The organism is Arthrobacter agilis (assembly GCF_006494655.1).
Taxonomy (GTDB): Bacteria; Actinomycetota; Actinomycetes; order Actinomycetales; family Micrococcaceae; genus Arthrobacter_D; species Arthrobacter_D agilis.
In genome coordinates this window covers 50,060-69,452 of record NZ_VHIM01000005.1, presented here as the reverse complement: position 1 = coordinate 69,452, position 19,393 = coordinate 50,060, and the positions used below count along the sequence as shown (strand labels likewise).

The window sequence follows — 19,393 nt, the reverse complement described above, 5'->3', positions numbered from 1 at the left end:
CGGAGGATGCATGCTGGGACTACTGGGCGGGTTCGCCGTCGTCGGAGCCGTCATCGTCGTCGGTTACCTCGCCGGTCGGCTGGTGATCGGCGGCCCGCAGGCGGGCTTCGCGCTCAACCAGGTGGCGTTCTTCGTGACGAACCCCGCCCTGCTCTTCACCGTGCTGGCCGGCGCCGACCTCCGTGCCGTCTTCTCCGAGTACGTGCCGATCGCCCTGATCTCGTCGCTGGCCATCGCGGCCCTCTACCTCGTGATCAGCCGCTTCCTCTTCCGCAGGCCGGCAGCGGAGACCGCCATCGGAGCGATGGCCAGCTCCTACGTGAACGCGAACAACATCGGCATCCCCATCACCGTCTACGCCCTCGGCGACGCCACGCTCATCGCTCCCGTGCTGCTCGTGCAGCTCCTCGTCCTCGCTCCGCTCTACCTCACGATCCTCGATCTCACCTCGAGCCGGAAGGCGTCCGTGCGGGCCGTCCTGACCCAGCCGTTCCGCAATCCGATGATCATCGCCTCCCTCCTCGGCGTCGCCGTCGCCGCCACGGGCGTGGCCCCACCGGCCCCGGTGTGGGACTCGCTCACCCTGCTCGGCGGCGCGGCCGTCCCGATGGTGCTGCTCTCCTTCGGGATGTCGCTGCCCGGGAGTCGCCCGCTCAAGGCCGGCCCGGACCGCCTGCAGGTCCTGACGGCCACGGTGCTCAAGACGGCCCTCATGCCGGTGGCCACCTACCTCATAGCGCACCATCTGTTCGGGCTCGACGGCGAGCGCCTCCTCGGCGCCGTCGTCGTCTCCGCCCTGCCGACCGCCCAGAATGTCTTCATGTTCGCCAGCCGGTACGGCCGCGGCATCCCGCTGGCCCGCGACGCGGTGCTCCTCTCCTCCGTCCTCGCCATCCCCGCGCTGATCATCGTCGCCGCCCTGCTCGCCTGAGTGGCGGGTGGGCAGGGCGGCGGGTGAGCGGGTGAACGGGTGAGCAGGGCGACGTGAGCAGAGTGGCGGGTGGGCCTGGACAGCGCGTGGTGCAACGGGTACTCAGCGTCCTGCTTGCTGACGGTCGTCGGGAGCCCTACCATTCGAACGGTCGCCGTGCAGTTCACGGCCTGCACATGGAGCGGATATGAAAAGCAGGATCACCCCAGACGAGCCATTCCCCGAGAAGCTCGAACGGCTCCGCGACGAGGAGGTCGAAGTCCTCAACAGCAAGGTCCACCGGGAGATCGACCACGAGTACGCGACCGACGGGCAAGTCGATGCCGAGACCGCCTCACGCAAGGACGAGCTGGCCGATGAACTCGACGAGCGCGACGCCGGCCCCCGCCTGAGCCTCGTGCCCGCGCAGGACGACGGGGCCGACGACGATGCGTCGGCCCCGTCGTCGGCGTCGACGGTGGCGTCGACGGTGGCGTCGACGGTGGCGTCGGCGGGGAGCCGCAGCGACGACGAGTCGTCCTCCGGGCACGCCGGCAGTGCCCGCGGCCGATCCTGGTCGGATACGGAACGCCGCTAGCCGGTCGGGGCACGGCGGCCGGGCAAGAAGCTGCGCCGAGGCAGCAGGGGTCGGACGGTCACCGCCGGCGGGGCCGCGAGCAGCGTCGGACAGGCAGCAGGAATGTCATCGACCCGCACGGTGTTAGGCCAGTGTCGGGGCCCTCGCTACCCTTGACGGCAGTACTCCCTCCGGTATCCAACGGTGCAGCCGGGGCAGCACCCACCGGAACACGTCCCCATGATTGGTAGCCCTTGTCTGTCTCCTCCCCGCCCGTGAAGGCGACCGCACCCTTCCCCTACATCGGGCTCCTCTCCCTCGCAGGCGCCATCTTCGTCTCCGTGACCAGCGAGTTCCTCCCCACCGGGCTCCTTCCCGCCATGGCGCGGGACCTCGGGGTCGGCATCTCGACGGCGGGCTACCTCGTGACCATCTTCGCCGGCACCGTGGTCGTCGCCACCACGCCGCTGGCCGCCCTGACGCAGCGCTTCTCCCGCAAGTCCCTGATCGTCGTCGTGCTGCTGGTGATCGCCGTCGCGAACGTCCTCGCGGCCGTCGCGCCGACGTACGCCGTGCTGGTGATCGCGCGCATCCTGGGCGGCCTGGCGCACGGCCTCTTCTGGGCCGTCGTCGCCGCCTACTCGGCGCACCTCGTGCCCGCGCACCAGCTCGGCAAGGCGGTCGCCATCACGGCGGGCGGCGGCACCGCGGCCTTCGTCCTCGGTGTGCCGGTGGGGACGGCGATCGGCAACGCCCTCGGCTGGCGCACCGCGTTCACCGTCATCGGCGTGGTGGTCGCCCTCCTCGCGCTCGTGATCGTCAAGTTCCTGCCGCCGGTCAACCATCACGTGGAGCAGAAGGCGGGCGAGGTGCGCGTACCGCTCACGCGGGACCCGAGCTTCCGGTCGGTGATCCTGCTGTGCACCGTGATCCTGATCATCCTGACCGGCCAGAACACCTTCTACACGTACATCGCGCCGTGGCTGACGAGAGTCTCCTCCTTCGAACCTTCGTCGATCGCCCTCGTCCTGTTCCTCTACGGCGGAGCGGGCATCATCGGGCTCGTGGGTGCCGGGTACGCGGCGGACCGCTTTCCGCGCAAGGCGTTCGTGGGCGTGGTCTTCGGGGTCATGGCGGCGGTCCTCGTCCTGGCCATGGCCACGACGAACACCGCGGTGGTCCTGATCGCGGTGATCGTCTGGGGCGCGGCCTTCGGCGGCATCCCCGCGATGCTGCAGACCCGCATGCTGCGGACGGCGTCCTTCCGCACGCGTGACCTCGCGGCCGCCCTGCAGACCACCGCGTTCAACGTGGGGATCGGCGGCGGCGCCCTGCTCGGAGGGCTCCTGCTGGACGGCATCGGGCTTGAGATCCTCCCCTTCGTGATGATCGTCCTGGTGGCCGCGGGCCTCGCCCTGAGCCTCGCGACCGACACGGTCAGAGATCGCAGGGAGCGGCACCGCCTCCGCGAGCCCTGACCCTCCCGCGATGCTGCCGGCGGGGAGCACCGGGCAGAATGGAGCGATGCGCGCTGTCTGCTTCGACGAGTTCTCCGCCCGACCCGTCCTCCGGGACGTGCCACCGCCCGTTCCTTCGCCTGCAGGCGTCGTCGTCCGTGTCGAGGCGACGGGACTCTGTCGCAGCGACGTGCACGGCTGGCTGGGCCACGACGCCGGCGTCACGCTGCCCCATGTCCCCGGCCACGAGCTGGTGGGAACCATCGAGGCCGTGGGCGACGACGTCCGGCGGTTCACCGTCGGCGACCGCGTCACCACGCCCTTCGTCTGTGCGTGCGGCACCTGCCCGGAGTGCGCCTCCGGCAACGGTCAGGTGTGCCGCAACCAGACGCAGCCGGGCTTCACGCACGCAGGTTCCTTCGCCGAGCTCGTGGCGCTGCACCACGCCGACATCAACCTGATCGCGGTTCCCGCTGCGCTCGACGCCGGCGCCGCCGCCCTCCTCGGGTGCCGCTTCGCGACGTCGTACCGGGGTCTCGTGCATCAGGCGCGCCTCGAGGCGGGCGAGACCCTCGTGGTGGTCGGCTGCGGGGGCGTGGGGCTGAGTGCCGTGATGATCGGCGTCGCCCTCGGTGCGCGGGTCATCGCGGTGGACATCGACGGCGCCGCCCTGGCCCGCGCCACCCGTTTCGGCGCCGAGGTGACCATCGACGCCGGTGGGCGGTCGCCGGAGGCGGTGGCCGCCGCCGTCCTCGCGGCAGCACCCGGGGGCGTGGACGTGTCCGTCGATGCGCTGGGCCGCGAGGAGACCGCCGCAGCCGGCATCCTGTCGCTCCGTCCGCGCGGCCGGCACGTGCAGATCGGGCTCTTCCCCGCCGATCCGGTGATTCCCATGGGTGCCGTGATCGGGAAGGAACTCTCGGTCCTCGGCAGCCACGGGATGCCCGCGCGGGACTACCCGGGCCTGATGGCGCTGGTGGCCGAGGGCCGGTTGCGGCCGCAGGATCTGATCGAGCGCCGGATTCCCCTCGACGACGCCCCCGACGCCCTGGTCGCCATGGCGGGCGACCGGTCCGCCGGTGGGGTGACCGTGATCGAGGTCGGGCGGCCCGGTACGGCGTGACACCGACGACAGGGGGTACCTATCGGTTCCACCGTCTGTGTGGGGATACTGGGGAATGAGCGCACCTCCCTCCCACGACCTCGCGACCGCGGCACAGAACTCGGTCACCCTCCGCTTCCTCGCCTCGCCCACCGACCTCGGGCACAGCGGGTCGGTGGACGCCGGCACGGTCCTCGAATGGGTGGACAAGGCCGCCTATGCCGCCGCCGTCGGCTGGGCCAGGGCCTATTGCGTCACGGCGTATGTCGGGAACATCCATTTCGCGGACCCCGTGGTGATCGGGGACCTCGTGGAGGTCGAGGCGACGATCGTGCACACCGGCACGTCCTCCATGCACATCCGCACCACGGTGTCCTCCCGCTCGGTCTCCGAGGACGACGGCGGCAAACGCAGCGAGTGCCTCGTCATCTTCGTAGCGGTGGGTCCCGACGGCCGGCCCGTCCCCGTGCCCGCCTTCGAGCCGCGGACGGACGCCGAAAGGCTCGACAGCGAGCATGCGGTGGCCCGGATCGGCGTCCGCCGGGAGATCGTCGAGGAGATGCGCCGCCAGGAGTACAGCGATGCCGGCACCGCCGAGCGGACCGTCCTCCGGTTCCTGGCCGCCCCCACCGACGTCAACTGGGGCGGCAAGGTGCACGGCGGAACGGTCATGGACTGGATCGACGAAGCGGCGTACGTCTGCTCCACGCGCTACTGCGGGCGCGACACCGTCGCTGTCTTCTCGGGCGGGGTGCGGTTCCTCAAGCCGCTGCGCATCGGCGACGTCGTCGAGGTGGAGGCCCGCCTCGTCTACACGGGGCAGAAGGGCATGCACGTGGCGGTCCACGTACGCTCCGGGAGCCCGCGGTCACGCGAGATGGAGCTCACCACCACGTGCCTCACGGTCATGGTGGCGCGCGACGACGACGGCACGGCCGTGCCCGTCCCCTCGTGGGTGCCGGCCTCGGAGGAGGACCGCCGGCTGCACGAGCACGCCCGGAATCTGCTGCTCATCCGCAGCAGGGCACCGGGGAGCGTCCTGCCGACCCACCTGCGCCCCGGGGCGGGCGACAGCCGGTAGGGTCATCACCCGAGGAGCCGCGGCCCAGGGCGTGTGGCAGCCCTCTGCTGAGACCCCTCAGCCCCTGAAGAGCCGCTCGAGGAGGTCGACGGCGATCACCAGGGCGTCCTCGTCGAGATCGAACCGGCGGTGGTGGTGGGGAGCAGGGTTCGAGGCGCCGACGAACACGTAGGTCCCGAGACCGCCCGCCTCCTGCACGGCCCGGATGAGCAGGTGCGCGTCGTCGCTCCCTCCGCCCGAGGCGCCCTTCGGGGTGAAGGCGGTCACCGCGGGAACCGCGGCCACGGCACGCGCCAGCTCGTCCAGCAGGACGTCGTCGGGCTGGGACACCGCGGCCCGACCGTACGCCGTCGTCTCGGCCGTGACCCCGTACATCTGCGCCGCACCCTGGACGGCGGCCCGGGCGCGGCCGTTCAGATCCGCCAGGACATCGTTCGACGTCGACCGCGTCTCGTACGTGATGGTGGCGAGCGCGGGGATGATGTTCGCGCTGCCGTCCGCGTGGAAGGTACCGACGTTGACGCGGGTGTCCGCCGCCGCGAAGCGGGTCAGGCCGAGGATCGCGAGCGTGGCCTGCGCCGCGGCCGCCAGGGCGTGCCGGCCCTTCTCCGGGGCCGCGGCCGCGTGCGCGGCCTCACCCTCGAAGCGCGCAGTCCACTTGGTGGTGGCCATCGCATCCGTGACTCCGCCCACCACGGTGCCGGTCGGCAGGTCGCCGCCGAGATGCACCGCGAGCATGCGGTCGACCCCGCGGGCCACCCCGGCATCGATCATGGGTTGCGCGCCGCGCACGCCTTCCTCCGCAGGCTGGAACATGATGCGCACGCGCCCAGCGAAGTCCCCGTCGCGGAGCCGGTCCGCGAGCGCGAGGCCGATCGCAGCGTGCGCGTCATGCCCGCAGGCGTGCATGTAGGGCGTGGTGGAGCGGAAACCGCCGGCAACAGGACGGTGGTCCTCCGCCGTCTCCTCGTCGACGGGCAGGGCGTCGATGTCCACGCGCAGGCCCCACGTGGGTCCTGGCCGGTTTCCCTCGAGTTCCGCGATGATCGCCGTGCCGTGCTCCCGGAACCAGGCGACGTCGTCGGCCGGTGCGCCCGACTCGACAGCGCGCCGCGCCCACGCCTCCTGTTCGGCGTCCGTCGGCGGGAGGGCGATGCGTGTGACGTCGATGGCGTCCGCGCCGGTGGTGGCCGGCACCCCCAGCGAACGGAGCGTCCCGAGGATGACCCACGCTGTGCGGTACTCGAGGAAGCCGGGCTCGGCGTGGGAGTGGAGCTGGCGGCGGAGGGCGATGATCGCGTCGGGCTGCATCACCCGACCCTACGCACCCGGCTCCTGTCCGGACCAGCCGGGCGCACCTCGGGACAGCAGGCCCCGACGAGCGCCTGATGCCGTCCGCGCATTGCCGTGAGGTCACGGGCCATGCACGGATCGGCAACGATTCCGGGCATCAGGCCACAGTTCGGTTGCGCTCCTGTGCAGTCCGTGCGCGGAGCGTGACCATGGAGCGATCCACCCATTCTACGAAGGAGTAATCATGGGTCGTTCAGCCGGATCCGCGCTGATGTCCTCGGGGGCGCTGGCCCTCGCCCTCACCCTCTCGTCCTGCGGCGGTGCAGGCTCCGATTCCCCCGGCTCGGACCAGGAGACACCGGATGCGCAGCCCGTGACGACGACGTCGTCGGCTGCCCCCGAGCCGACAGCCGCGCCGACACCCGCCGGGTCCGCGACGCCCGCCCCGCAGCCTTCCTCCGGTCCGTCCGGCGCGGCTGATCCGTCGGCCGACGGCGCGTGGACGACGTACTCGACGGCGGACGGCAGCCTCGCCTTCGACCACCCGGAGGACTGGACCGTGACCGATGCAGCAGGCGCACCGCAGGGCGGGGTCTCCGTCGTGATCGGCGACGGCACCGGCCGTGACCTAGCGACCCTGCAGACCAACCTCGTCACCGGGGCGGTCTGCCCGGCGGAGATGCCGTACTCGCTCCTGGACTCCGAGCCCCTGCCGGCTCTCGCCCAGGAGACCAGGACACCGCGGTTCGTGTTCGAGGGAAGGATGGACCCCTCCGAGACCGACCCGATGCTGCAGAACACCCTCGTGTACGGGATCACCTCCGCTCCGGAACCGACCGGCGGCACCGCCTGCCCGATCGCGCACTTCTTCAGCTGGCCGCCCTCGGGAGCGGCTTTCACGGGGATCTACGATCCCTTCGCCGTGTACCCCGGCCAGCCGATGCATGTCGACACGCCGCACGCCTACATGGAGACCGAGGAGTACCAGGACATCCGGGCCATGATCACCTCGCTCCGTCCTGCGAGCTGATCGCGGGCCCCACGGGGCGATCAGGTGATTGTCAGGGCCCGGGGCCTGCCGTACAGGTAGCCCTGGCCCTGATCGCAGCCGAGGCCGTGGAGGATCAGTGCCTGGGTGGAGGTCTCGACGCCCTCCGCCAGGACTTTCATGCCCAGCGAGTGCGCGAGGCTGATGACGGCCGTGACGATCGCGAAGGACTCCCGGCGGCGCGCCGGGCTGTCCAGGCCCGCGACGAACGAGCTGTCGATCTTGATGATGTCCACGGGGAACTGCCCGATGTAGGAGAGGGAGGAGTACCCGGTCCCGAAGTCGTCGATCGCGAGCTGCACGCCGAGGGACCGCAACCGGTTGAGGGTGCGGTGCGCCCGCGTCAGGTTGGTCATGACGACGCTCTCCGTGATCTCGATGCCGAGGCGATGGCCGGGGACGCCCCGCCGCGCGAGGGCGTCCTCGACGCGTGCGGCGAACCCCTCGCTGTCCAGTTCTGACGCGGACGCGTTGATCCACGTCACGCCGATCCCGTCACCCGAGGCGAGGCACGCAGCCGCACGGGTGATGGCCTGCCCGAGCACCCACTGGCCGAGCTCGCGCATGAGCCCCGACTCCTCGGCCAGCTCGATGAAGTCTCCGGGCTTGAGGACGCCCAGCTCGGGGTGGTCCCAGCGCAGCAGCGCCTCATTGCCCACCTGCTCCTCCGTGGTCAGGTCCATCTGCGGCTGGTAGTGCAGGCGGAATTCCCCCCGGTCGATCGCATGCGGCAGCGACGCCTGCACCAGCAGCCGTCGTCGGGCGTTCTCGCTGTGCACCTCGTCGTGGACGGCGTACTGGTTCCTGCCGGAGCCTTTTGCCGCGTACATCGCATCGTCGCTGGCGCGGAGGAGTTGCTCGGCCGTGCTCTGTCCAGGGACGGAGAGCGCGATACCGATGGAGATGGTCACGGGGATCAGCGCACCGCTCACGGCGATGGGTTCGCGGAGCGCGTCGCGGAGACGTTCCGCGGTGGCCTGTGCCTCGTCGGGCCCTGCAGCCGTGCAGAGCACGATCAGCTCGTCGCCGCCGAGGCGCGCCACCGTGTCCGTGGCCCGGAGCGCGGACTGCAGGCGTTGGGCGATCGACGTGAGGACGAGGTCTCCCGCATGATGCCCGAAGGTGTCGTTGATGGTCTTGAAGCGATCCACGTCGCAGAAGAGCAGGGCCACGCGGTCCGGCCCCTCGGTGGTCAGGGCGCGGTCCAGCCGGTCCATGAACAGCGCCCGGTTCGGCAAGCCTGTCAGTGTGTCGTGGAGGGCCTGGTGCTGGAGCCGGGCCTCGAACGCCTGGCGGTCCGTGATGTTCTCGATGTGGTCGATCAGCAGCGTCGGCACCCCCTGTGGATCGCGGACCACCGAGGAGGAGTGGAGGATACCCACCACGGTGTCGTCGGAGTGGAGGAAGCGCGTCTCGTGGCGGTGGCTGTCGTGCGAGCCCCTCGTGAGGGCCTGCCGCTGCCGCTCGGTGTGCGCCACGTCCTCGGGGTGCGTGATGTCCAGCACCGTCAGGGAGAGCATCTCGTCCACCGACCGCCCCAGCAGCGCGCACAGTGCGTTGTTGACCTGCAGGAAGCGGCCGGAGAGGGAGGTCATCGCCATGCCGATCGGGGCGTCGTCGAACGCGCTGCGGAAGCGTTCGTTGGTCGCGGCGAGTTCCTCCTCGACCCGGACACGGTCCGTCACGTCCACGCAGGAGATGACGACGTCGGCGCCAGCCCTCCCGCCGAGGTCCGCGGCCACGAGATCCAGCCAGCGCCACGTACCGTCGCGGTGCCCCACACGGGCCCTGAGCGTCGGGGCAACTCCGACGCTGTGCACCGCGGCATCCACCACGAAGGCCTGCACGGCCGCACGGCTCGTGGGATGCACGAGGTTGATGAAGGGCTTGCCCCGCAACTCGTCGGGTTCGAACCCGAGCACTCGTGGGCACACCGAACTGACGGCCGTGATGCGCCCCTCGTTCAGGACCACCAGCAGATCCGAGGTGCCGTCCAGGATTCCGCGGAGGGAGAGTTCGCGGCGCTTGCGGACGGTGATATCCCGCTGGATCGCGATCCAGTGGGTGATGTGGCCGGTCTCGTCCGCCACGGGGGTGATGTTGAGCTGTACCCAGAATTCCGTACCGTCCTTCCGGACGTTGAGCAACTCCACCTCCGCCGGCTCCCAGGCCTGCAGCGCCGCACGCAGCCGCGCGAGCTCGGTGCGATCCGTGGCGGACGACTGCAGGATGCGCGGGGTCCGGCCGATGATCTCGTGGGGTGCGTACCCCGTCATGCGGGTGAACGCCGGGTTCACGTACAACACCCTGGGACCCCCGGCGTCGGCGTCGAGCGGCTCCGCTTCCGTCACGAGCACGACGTCGTTCGCGTACGTGACCACCGATTCGAACAGGGCGCGGCGCTCCAGGGCCGGTGCCGACCCGGGGTCCACGACCACGTCGGCTTCCGGCGCCGCCTGGGGCGGCAGGGATGGGGCGGACACGCTGCGGTCGGTATTGATCATGCTGCGACTCCGCGGATCGATGGACGGTGGCAGGCAGAAGGACCGGCGGCTCGTGGCCCCGCCGAGGAGGCGCCGTCGGACGTCATGCCGTTAGCCGAACGCTAACGCGGACCCACCGGGCTTGGGTACTACTTTCTGGGCAGCGGGGCTGGTCGACGGGACGTGTGACGCGGCATAATGGCCGGCACCACGGCTATGCCGCGCTTGCTCTCCCGCCTCGGGAGCGGCGTCCGCTACTGGTCCTGTTCCTGCACCTGGAACCAGTTTCGTGCGGGGTTGTCCACCTGCGGTGCGGACCGGTCGTTTCCCTGCTGCGCCACCCAGTCGACGCCGTTCGCGAGGACGCGGCGGATCTGCGGGTGGTGGTACACGGGGTATTCCTGGTCGCCGGGACTGAAGTAGAAGATGCGGCCCTTCCCGCGGGAGAACGTCACCCCGGAGCGGAAGACCTCCCCGCCCTCGAAGGAACTGATGAAGATGAGGTCGTCGGGCTCGGGGATGTCGAACAACTCGCCGTACATCTCCTGCTCGGGGATGACGATCGGGCTCTCGATCCCCGCGGCGATCGGATGGGACGGCTTGACCGTCCAGACGAGCTCGCGCTCGCCGTCGTTCCGCCAATTCAGCGAGCAGGTGGTGCCGAGCAGGCGCGTGAGGATCTTCGAGAAGTGGCCGGAGTGGAGCACGACGAGCCCCATGCCGCCGAGCACGTGGCGCTGCACGCGGTCCACGACCGTGTCCTCGACCTCGCCGTGGGCTATGTGGCCCCACCACAGCAGCACGTCGGTGCCGGCGAGCCGCTCCTCCGTGAGCCCGTGCTCCCGGTCGGCCAGGGTTGCCGTCGAGATCTCCGAACCCGGGAAGTAGTCGGCCAGGGACGCGGCGATGGCGCCGTGGATGCCCTGCGGGTACATCTCGCCGATGGTGGCGGGCTCGTTGCGGGCCTCGTGGACGCCCTCGTTCCACACGACGATGCTCGGTGTACTGGTGAACTCCATCAGAGCTGGACCTCCCGGTGCTCGGCTGCCGACAGGTAGCAGGCGTCGATGATGCGGGCGCGGCCGAGGGCCACGGAGCCGTCGTGCCGCCCCCACTCGGATTCGCCGGCACGGATGGCGGCGAGGAAGTCGTCGACGACGCCCTGGTGGCCCAGCGACGGGCCGACCTCCGGGTCGTGGTCGCCGTCCTCGGTGTAGACGTGGAGGCTCTCGACGGCGTCGGCGGGCGAACCGACACGGCTCAGCTCGGCACCGCCGTCGGTTCCGTACACGCGGAAGTCCATGACGTCGCCCTCGTCGCGGTAGGCGGCCCACCCGGCCTCGACCAGGAGCGTCGCGCCGCCGTCGAGCCTGATGAACGCCGACGCGAAGTCCTCGACCTCGAAGGCCGACCCCGCGCCCTGCGGGCCGTACGCTCCACCGCCGCGGCCCTGTGGGCCGAGTTCGGAGTAGGTGGACGCCGTGACGGAGAGGACCTTGGGCTCGCCGAGCAGGTGGAGTGCGTAGTCGATGACGTGAACGCCGATGTCCGCGAGCGGTCCGCCGCCGGCCATGTCACGGTTCGTGAACCAGCTGCCGAGGGACGGGATGCCGGCTCGGCGCAGCCACGACGCCTTGGCGTAGTAGGGGCGGCCGAGGGTGCCGTCGTCGATCACGCGCTTGAGGGCCGCGATGTCCCCGCGGCGGCGGTGGTTGAAGGCGATGTCGAGCACGCGGCCGGCCTGGCGTGCGGCGTCGACCATGAGTCGACCTTCGTCGCCGTTCCTCGCGATCGGCTTCTCGCTCAGCACGTGGAGTCCGCAGGCCAGGGCGGCGACGGTGATCGGTGCGTGCAGGAACGTCGGGACGGCGACGCTGACGGCGTCGAGACCGTCCAGTGCGATCAGGTCCTCCCAGCGCTCGACGGCATGCGGCACCGCGTACTCGGCCTGCAACTCCGCGAGGAGGTCCGGCTCCATCCCGGCCAGGCCGAGGATCTCGACGTCCTCGCTGTTCGCATAGGCGTCGAGATGCTGGCGGCCGGCCCAGCCGATGCCCACCACCCCCACCTTCAGCCGGCGCCGGCCGTTCGTTGCGTGCTCGTTCTGCGGCTCGGTCACTGATGCTGTCCTTCGCTCGTCGGCTCGGCGCCCTGTCGAGGCACCCCCAGCAGTCCTACCGGCTGGCCGCGCCGCTGTCCACGGGGTCACGTCCGGGAAGGGTTTTCGCGTGCCGCCGGTTACCGCCGGTAGACGCACCGCACGGGTGCCCGATCAGGAGGACTCACATGAGCATCGTCATCACCGGAGCCACCGGACACCTCGGCCGTCAGGTGGTGGAGCAACTGCTGGCCCGCGGCGTCGATCCGTCCACCGTCGTCGCCGGGGGGCGCAACGCGGAAGCCCTCGCTGCACTCGCCGGACTCGGCGTCCGCACGGCGCACATCGACTACGCGGATCCGTCGACGCTGGAGGACGCCTTCGTCGGCGCCGAGAAGGTTCTCCTCATCTCCGGCAGCGAGGTGGGCAAGCGGTCGGTGCAGCACAAGGCCGTGATCGACGCCGCCCGCAGGGTGGGTGCCTCGCTCGTCTACACGAGCGCACCGAAGGCGTCGACGTCGGCGCTCGTCCTCGCACCCGAGCACAAGGCCACCGAGGGGCTGCTCGAGGGCTCGGGCCTTACCTACACCGTGCTGCGCAACAACTGGTACACGGAGAACTACGACGACACCATCCGCCAGGCCACGGCCACCGGCACCATCCTGACGAGCGCCGGGAGCGGCCGGGTGGCCAGCGCCACGCGGCGCGACTACGCCGAGGCCGCCGCCGTCGTCCTGCTGTCCGACGAGTACGCGGGCGAGATCCTCGAGCTCGGCGGCGATGAACCGTGGTCGGTCGACGAGCTCGCGACGGCCGTTGCCGACGTCTACGGGAACAACGTCACGGTGAACCAGGTCTCCACCGACGAGCACGTGGCCGCGCTCAAGGGCTTCGGACTCGACGAGGACACGGCGGGGTTCGTTGCCGCCATCGACGCGAACATCTCCGACGGCCTCCTCGCCGAGAGCGACGGAACCCTGTCGCGCATCATCGGCCGCCCGACCACACCGCTCACGCAGTACGTCGGCGAGCTGCTCGGGCAGTAGCGACGGCGGCCCGAAGGAGGACGACGTGCCGAGCGACCAGGACCTCACGGTGGGACAGCTCGCCGCGCGCAGCGGCATGACGGTCTCGGCCCTGCACTTCTACGAGCGGCAGGGCCTCATCCGTAGCGAGCGCACGTCGGGCAACCAGCGCCGGTACGACCGCTCGGTCCTCCGCCGCGTCGCCGTCATCCGGGCGGCCCAGCGCGCAGGGATCCCGCTCGCGACCGTCGCGACGGCCTTCGGGGAACTGCCGACGGACGGCGTTCCCGACCAGGAGGACTGGCAGCGGCTCTCGGCGGCCTGGCGGCAGGAGATCGAGCAGAGGATCGCCCAGCTGGAGCATCTGCGTGACCGCCTGGGCGGCTGCATCGGCTGCGGTTGCCTGTCGCTGGCCACCTGCGGTTTCGTCAACCCGAACGACGACGCCGGGCGCCGGGGTGTTCCGTCAACCCTCCTCGAGCCGTGATCGCCAGATTTGACCTCAACCAATGTTGAGGTTCTAGCGTGGAGCATATGACAGCTTCGATGGACCACGTGGTGCCGACCGCCGACCTCTTCAAGGACGCCTTCCGCGCCCACCCGGCGGGGATCGCGGTCATCACAGCCCTCGGCGCCGGGGGCCCGGTGGGACTGACGGCGTCCTCGGTCACCTCGGTCTCGGCCGATCCACCGGTCCTCGCGTTCTCGGTCTCGACGGCGTCGGCGTCCGCAGCCGTCCTGGTCGATGCCGGGACGCTGGTCGTCCACCTGCTCGGAGCCGACCAGCTCGGCATCGCCCGGCTTTTCGCGACGCGCGGCGCGGACCGCTTCGGGCCCGCCACGGCCTGGCATGCCCTGCCCACCGGCGAACCGCTGCTGACGGAGGCCCCCTGGGCGCTGCGCTGCCACATCCTGCACCGCCTGCCCGTGGGCGGCTCGATGATCCTTGCCGCGGAGGTGCTGTCCATCGAGCAGGCAGGGGACGACGCCGGGATCGCGCCGCTCGTCTACCACAACCGTTCCTACCATCGGCTGGATGATCAGTCGCTGATGGACTGATCCATCGCACGACCACCGGAACACCACCCAGCACCACCACCAGGAGGATGACGTGAGCGAATACGTACTGCCGGATCTTGACTACGACTACGCGGCCCTGGAGCCGCACATCTCGGGCCGGATCATGGAGCTGCATCACTCCAAGCACCAGGCCACCTACGTCAAGGGCGCCAATGACGCCCTGGCGCAGCTCGCCGAGGCCCGGGAGAAGGGGTCGTTCGCGACCATCCCGAAGCTCTCCAAGGACCTCGCGTTCCATGTGGGTGGTGTGGTCAACCACAGCATCTTCTGGAAGAACATGTCTCCCGAGGGCGGCGACAAGCCCGAGGGTGAGCTCGCGGCGGCCCTGGCGGATGCGTTCGGGTCCTTCGACGCGTTCCAGGCCCACTTCACGGCGGCGGCGACGTCCCTGCAGGGCTCCGGGTGGGCTGTGCTGGCGTACGAGCCGCTGGGGAAGAACATCGTGATCGAGCAGCTCTACGACCAGCAGGGCAACGTGCCTGTGGGGACCATTCCGCTGCTGATGCTGGACATGTGGGAGCACGCCTTCTACCTGGACTACGTGAACGTGAAGCCCGACTACGTCAAGGCGTGGTGGAAGCTGGTGAACTGGGCCGATGTCCAGTCCCGCTTCCAGGCGGCGACCAGCGGGGCCAGCACCCTCATCACCCCCGGCCACTAGCACCACCGCCGCACACCGGCAGCACTGATCGAGGCCCGTCCACCTGCTGGTGGGCGGGCCTTCATGCGCGGCACCGCGATGCCCGGCCCGGATGGCGATACTGCAGACCGGAGGCTCTGCAAATAGTTGCCTCCGCAACCAACGGCGTAGACTGGACCGTCATCGATGAGCAGGAGGGTACGTTGCGCGGAGTCATGAGGCGGCTGGGCTCCTTCACCGCCGTCGGCACCGTGGCGTTCATCGTGGACATCTCGGTCTTCAACATCCTGTCCTCCGGTTTCGGGGTGGGGCCCATCACCTCGAAGGTGGTGTCCGTGATCCTGGCCACCGGCGTCTCGTGGGTCGGCAGCCGCTACCTCACCTTCCGGCAGTTCGGCGGCCGGCCCAAGCACCAGGAAGCCATCCTGTTCGGGCTCACCAATCTCGTGGGCCTCGGGATCGCCGCCGCCTGCCTCGTGGTCTCGCACTACATCCTGGGGCTGACCAGCCCCCTCGCGAACAACATCTCGGCCAATGTGGTCGGCGTGCTTCTCGGGAACGTCTTCCGCTATGTCGCCTACCGGTACTTCGTCTTCCGCCCGGGAGGGGTGGGCGAAGACCTCCGCCCCGCGTAAGATGTCCAGAGGATCGTCAGGCTACTTCGCACTGATCCGTCGCCACCCTGCTTCCCGCCGAAAAGACCCCGCCATGCGCGCCTCCCACGCCCTCACAGCCCTGGCCCTCAGCGGCGGACTCCTGCTCCCGACAGCGGCCGCCGCCGTCGCGCAGCCCACCGAACCCGCCCTCCGGACGGGCGGACCGGCAGTGCCCCCGCCCGCCGCGGCGCTGAAGGACCCGGGGCAACCGGTCGCCCCGCCGGTACAATCCCCGGCGCCGGTCACCGACCCGACTCCACCCGTCGATCCTGCCGTCCCGGTCGTACCCGACCCCGCAGTCCCGCCGGTCGTACCCGACCCCGCACCCGCACCGTCGGATTCCACGAGCCCGGTGCCCGCCCCGTCGGCGTCGCCTGCCGCCCCGGAGGCGGACTCCGAGCCGGCCCCGAGCGACACCGTGCCCTCGCCCTCGCCCTCCCCCTCCGGTGACGCCGAGTCGACCCCGGCGCCGTCACCCTCGGAGACGTCCCCGGCCGGCCCGGCACCCGCGAGGGGCGCCGGCGGAGCCGCCCCGGCGGTCGACGGCGCCGGTATCGGCGGCCAGGGCGCGGGAAGCCGCGGCTCCGGAGGCACCGGCATCCCCGGTCCGAGGTCCATCGACACGAGTTCCGACACCAGCGCGGTGACGCCGTCCCCGGCCGCGACGACGTCGTCGTCACCCGGACCCGTCGCGGAGATCGAGGCCAGCGCCGGCACGAGCAACGGCACCGCGGTGCGGTACGTCGCCGCGGGCGTGCTCAGCCTCGTGGCCGTCGCGCTGGCGCTGGCCATCGCCGTCGTCGCGCAGCCCCGCCGGTCCCGCCGCACGCACTAGGGGCGTTCCGCCCACTGATCCGGCGCCCGTGCCGGAGCATTTGGTCCTCCGGGCCGGCACCGGCACATCCCCTCGTCGGCCCGCGTAGTACCGCACGGAAGTCGAGTGTCGGCCGTGATTTTCGGGTAGTCCAGAGCCCGATTCGAGAAGTCCCCACCTGCAAGAGTTGAGTTCGACCTGGTTTTACTTCCTGCGCGCCGTGGCGCACGAACAGTGCTGGTCCACGGAGGCCCAGGTGCCGTCCGCAGTGCTGCCGCTCCTCATCAGGTCATCTCATCCGCACTACGCACGAGGAACACTCTTGACCACGAAAATCTTCCGGCGCAGGAGCCACACGGCCCTCGCCCTCACGTCGAGCGCCCTCGCTCTCGCCGTCACCATCGGCGCGGGCCTCCCGGCCGTCGCAGCACCGCCCACCGACTCACCCTCCCGCTCGGAGAACAACAACGGCGCCGGCCGCGGCGCCCAGCAGGACGCCCGCGAGAAAGCCCTGCGGAACGGTTCCGGCAGGAAGACCACCGTCGCTCCCGTCGACGGTGCCTGGATGAACACCAAGCTCTCCTCCGATGAGCGCGCAGACCTCCTCCTGGGGCAGATGACGCTCGAGGAGAAGGTGTCCCGCCTGCACGGCGAGTTCAGCGGCGAGACCGCGTTCTACATCGCACCCCTGGAGCGCCTCGGCATCCCCGCGCTGCTCCTCACCGATGCCGGAGCCGGTGTCCGCGTCACGAACCAGGCGACCAACGGCGGTATGGCCACGGCCCTCCCGGCACCGCTCGCGCTCGGCGCCACCTGGGACACGGACCTCGCCGCGAAGTACGGCGACATCCTCGGAGCGGAGACGCGCGCCTCGGGCCAGAACGGGCTGCTCGGCCCGACGGGTGACCTCGTCCGCGACGCCCGCTGGGGCCGCGCGTTCGAGAGTCTCGGCGAGGATCCCCGCCTGACCTCGAAGCTCCTCGCTGCCGAGGTCGAGGCCGTCCAGGCGCACGACGTCGTCGCCACCGTCAAGCACCCAGCTGCGTACGCGCAGGAAGAGTCCCGCCTGAACGGCGGCAATGTCGAGGTCAGCGAACGCGCGCTCCGCGAGGTGTACCTCGCGCCCATCGAGGCCGCCATCAAGGCCGGCGTCGGTTCCGCCATGTGCTCCTTCAACAAGGTCAACAACGTCTACGCCTGCGAGAGCTCCGAGGTCTTCGAGATCCTCAAGGAGGACTACGGCTTCAAGGGCTTCATCCAGACCGACTACGCAGCGAACCACAGCACCGTCGACGCCGCCAATGCCGGCCTCGACGTCGAATTCCCCGCCGCAGCGTTCTTCGGTCAGCCGCTCATCGACGCCGTCAACCGCGGCGAGGTCAGCATGGCCACCATCGACGACAAGGTGCACCGCATCCTGCGCACCATGTTCGAGTTCGGCAGCTTCGACACCCCGGTCGCGGTCACCCCGATCGACACGGCGGCAGGCATGGCCGTGGCGCAGGAAGTGTCCGAGCAGTCGGTCGTCCTGCTCAAGAACCAGGCCGCGGCCGGATCGGCATCGAAGGCACTGCCGCTCGACACCTCCGCCCTCTCCTCGGTCGCCGTGATCGGCCCGGAAGCCGACGCCCTCGCGACCGGAGGCGGCAGCTCGGTGGTCAAGCCCACGAACGTCTCCACGCCGCTGGACGCCATCACGGCGCGAGCCGGTGACGGCATCGAGGTCACCTACGCGGAGGGCACCGATCCCGTGGGCCCGGCCCACTCCCTCAGCGGAGCAGCCGTGCCGTCCTCCGTACTCGCTCCCGCGGGTCAGCCGACGGCCACCGGCATCACGGCCGAGTACTGGTTCAACGGCGCCGACACGGCGGGCACGCCCACCGTCACCCGCGTCGAGGACCAGATCGCCATGAGTGCCGGGTTCCTCGCCCTCGACGGACTGTACGGCTCGAACGTGCCGAAGATCCCGGGCTACCCGTTCGGCGGACCGCTGACCGCACGCTGGTCCGGCACCATCACGGCACCTGCCACCGGCGAGTACACCCTCTCGCTGACCGGCTTCGGCACCGCACGCCTGTTCCTCGACGGTGAAGAGGTCATCGATGCCTCCGACCCCCACGCAGTCCGGACGGACTCCAGCCTCGCCCTGCAACTCGAGGCAGGCGAAGCCCACGACCTGCGCGTCGAGTACGCCAACAACGGGAGCGATCCCGACCAGGAATCCGCTGCCGATCTCGTGATGACCTGGGAGCACCCCGAGGACGTCGTGACGCCGGCGGTGGCCGATGCCGTCGCCGCGGCCAAGGCGTCGGATGTCGCCGTCGTCTTCGCCCGTGACTACGTGGGCGAAGGCCGCGACAAGAACACGCTGACCCTGGCCAACGAGCAGGACGACCTCATCGAGGCCGTCTCCGCCGCGAACCCGCGCACCGTCGTCGTCCTGAACACCACCGGCTCGGTGAACATGCCGTGGCTGGGCGGTGTCCCGTCCGTCGTCGCCGGCTGGTACGGCGGACAGGAGCAGGGCGCTGCGATCGCCCGCGTGCTCTTCGGCGACGTCAACCCCTCGGGCAAGCTCCCCGTGACGTTCGCGACCGATGACGCCTCGACGCCGACCGCGGACCCCGCCCTCTTCCCGGGCCTGAACCGCTCGACGGTCTTCGCCGACGACGTCAACATCGGTTACCGCGGGTTCCTCGCCGCGGGTATCACCCCGCAGTTCTCCTTCGGTCACGGCCTGAGCTACACCGACTTCGGGTACTCGAAGCTCAAGGTGAGCTCCTCGGGCAAGCCCGTGAAGAACGGCGGCACGGCGAACGTCAAGGTGACCGTCGACGTCGCCAACACCGGCGCCCGTGCCGGTAAGGAGACCGTGCAGGTCTACGTCGGTGCGCTCCCGACGACGGCGGTCGCCACGCCGTCACGGCAGCTCGCCGGTTTCGCGAAGGTGGACATCGCGGCGGGCAAGACCGCCAAGGTCTCGGTCGACCTCGACCCGCGCGCCTTCTCCTACTGGGACTCGGAGACCGACGCCTGGGTGACGCCGACCGGTGACGTGCCGGTCTACGTCGGGACGTCCTCCGCGGACGCCACCCTGAAGGGGACCGTCACCATCCGCTGATCGCCCTC

At 70.5% G+C, this 19,393-nt stretch carries 17 protein-coding genes; 13 read left to right on the top strand and 4 right to left on the bottom strand.

The window, feature by feature from the left end:
- Positions 1-10: 10 nt before the first annotated feature.
- From FJV46_RS09080 to FJV46_RS09060, 5 genes are all read left to right on the top strand, one after another.
- Positions 11-931 (top strand): AEC family transporter, encoded by a 921-nt coding sequence (locus FJV46_RS09080; protein WP_087027680.1) that lies wholly within the window; start codon positions 11-13, stop codon positions 929-931.
- Positions 932-1,118: 187 nt separating this feature from the next.
- A complete protein-coding gene (locus FJV46_RS15355; protein ID WP_179195202.1) occupies positions 1,119-1,508 on the top strand; it encodes a hypothetical protein in 390 nt (129 codons plus the stop codon).
- A 233-nt stretch (positions 1,509-1,741) separates the two neighbouring features.
- Positions 1,742-2,965: an MFS transporter gene (locus FJV46_RS09070; protein ID WP_087027679.1), complete on the top strand. Its 1,224-nt coding sequence runs from the start codon at positions 1,742-1,744 to the stop codon at positions 2,963-2,965.
- Between the two features lie 46 nt (positions 2,966-3,011).
- Positions 3,012-4,067: an alcohol dehydrogenase catalytic domain-containing protein gene (locus FJV46_RS09065; protein WP_087027677.1), complete on the top strand. Its 1,056-nt coding sequence runs from the start codon at positions 3,012-3,014 to the stop codon at positions 4,065-4,067.
- A 55-nt stretch (positions 4,068-4,122) separates the two neighbouring features.
- Positions 4,123-5,127, top strand: a complete 1,005-nt coding sequence (locus FJV46_RS09060; RefSeq protein ID WP_087027676.1) for an acyl-CoA thioesterase — start codon at positions 4,123-4,125, stop codon at positions 5,125-5,127.
- Positions 5,128-5,184: 57 nt separating this feature from the next.
- Here FJV46_RS09060 and FJV46_RS09055 read toward each other — a convergent pair whose 3' ends face one another.
- Positions 5,185-6,438 carry an amidohydrolase gene (locus FJV46_RS09055; protein ID WP_087027674.1) on the bottom strand — a complete coding sequence of 418 codons (1,254 nt, stop codon included), beginning with the start codon at positions 6,436-6,438 and terminating at the stop codon, positions 5,185-5,187.
- 226 nt (positions 6,439-6,664) lie between these two features.
- Here FJV46_RS09055 and FJV46_RS09050 point away from each other — a divergent pair, with 226 nt between their 5' ends.
- Positions 6,665-7,450 carry a hypothetical protein gene (locus FJV46_RS09050; RefSeq protein ID WP_087027672.1) on the top strand — a complete coding sequence of 262 codons (786 nt, stop codon included), beginning with the start codon at positions 6,665-6,667 and terminating at the stop codon, positions 7,448-7,450.
- A gap of 20 nt (positions 7,451-7,470) precedes the next feature.
- On the opposite strand, the gene FJV46_RS09045 is transcribed toward FJV46_RS09050, so the two are convergent.
- From FJV46_RS09045 to FJV46_RS09035, 3 genes are all read right to left on the bottom strand, one after another.
- The gene (locus tag FJV46_RS09045; RefSeq protein ID WP_087027671.1) at positions 7,471-9,972 is read right to left on the bottom strand and encodes a sensor domain-containing protein; all 2,502 of its coding nucleotides are present in this window, start codon (positions 9,970-9,972) and stop codon (positions 7,471-7,473) included.
- Between the two features lie 233 nt (positions 9,973-10,205).
- Positions 10,206-10,970: a ThuA domain-containing protein gene (locus tag FJV46_RS09040; RefSeq protein WP_087027669.1), complete on the bottom strand. Its 765-nt coding sequence runs from the start codon at positions 10,968-10,970 to the stop codon at positions 10,206-10,208.
- Positions 10,970-12,070: a Gfo/Idh/MocA family protein gene (locus FJV46_RS09035; RefSeq protein ID WP_170212729.1), complete on the bottom strand. Its 1,101-nt coding sequence runs from the start codon at positions 12,068-12,070 to the stop codon at positions 10,970-10,972. Before FJV46_RS09035 ends, FJV46_RS09040 begins: the two co-directional genes overlap by 1 nt.
- Before the next feature lie 167 nt (positions 12,071-12,237).
- On the opposite strand from FJV46_RS09035, the gene FJV46_RS09030 reads away from it, so the two are divergent.
- From FJV46_RS09030 to FJV46_RS09000, 7 genes are all read left to right on the top strand, one after another.
- A complete protein-coding gene (locus FJV46_RS09030; protein WP_087027667.1) occupies positions 12,238-13,095 on the top strand; it encodes an SDR family oxidoreductase in 858 nt (285 codons plus the stop codon).
- A 25-nt stretch (positions 13,096-13,120) separates the two neighbouring features.
- The gene (soxR, locus tag FJV46_RS09025; protein WP_232008549.1) at positions 13,121-13,561 is read left to right on the top strand and encodes a redox-sensitive transcriptional activator SoxR; all 441 of its coding nucleotides are present in this window, start codon (positions 13,121-13,123) and stop codon (positions 13,559-13,561) included.
- A 47-nt stretch (positions 13,562-13,608) separates the two neighbouring features.
- Positions 13,609-14,133: a flavin reductase family protein gene (locus tag FJV46_RS09020; RefSeq protein ID WP_087027665.1), complete on the top strand. Its 525-nt coding sequence runs from the start codon at positions 13,609-13,611 to the stop codon at positions 14,131-14,133.
- A gap of 52 nt (positions 14,134-14,185) precedes the next feature.
- Positions 14,186-14,815 carry a superoxide dismutase gene (locus tag FJV46_RS09015; RefSeq protein ID WP_087027663.1) on the top strand — a complete coding sequence of 210 codons (630 nt, stop codon included), beginning with the start codon at positions 14,186-14,188 and terminating at the stop codon, positions 14,813-14,815.
- 194 nt (positions 14,816-15,009) lie between these two features.
- On the top strand, positions 15,010-15,429 hold the full coding sequence (locus tag FJV46_RS09010) for a GtrA family protein (RefSeq protein ID WP_087027661.1): 420 nt from the start codon (positions 15,010-15,012) through the stop codon (positions 15,427-15,429).
- Between the two features lie 73 nt (positions 15,430-15,502).
- Positions 15,503-16,285: a hypothetical protein gene (locus FJV46_RS09005; protein WP_087027659.1), complete on the top strand. Its 783-nt coding sequence runs from the start codon at positions 15,503-15,505 to the stop codon at positions 16,283-16,285.
- A 301-nt stretch (positions 16,286-16,586) separates the two neighbouring features.
- Entirely contained in the window at positions 16,587-19,385 is a 2,799-nt protein-coding gene (locus FJV46_RS09000; RefSeq protein ID WP_087027657.1) for a beta-glucosidase, read from the top strand.
- The last annotated feature ends 8 nt before the right edge of the window (positions 19,386-19,393 follow it).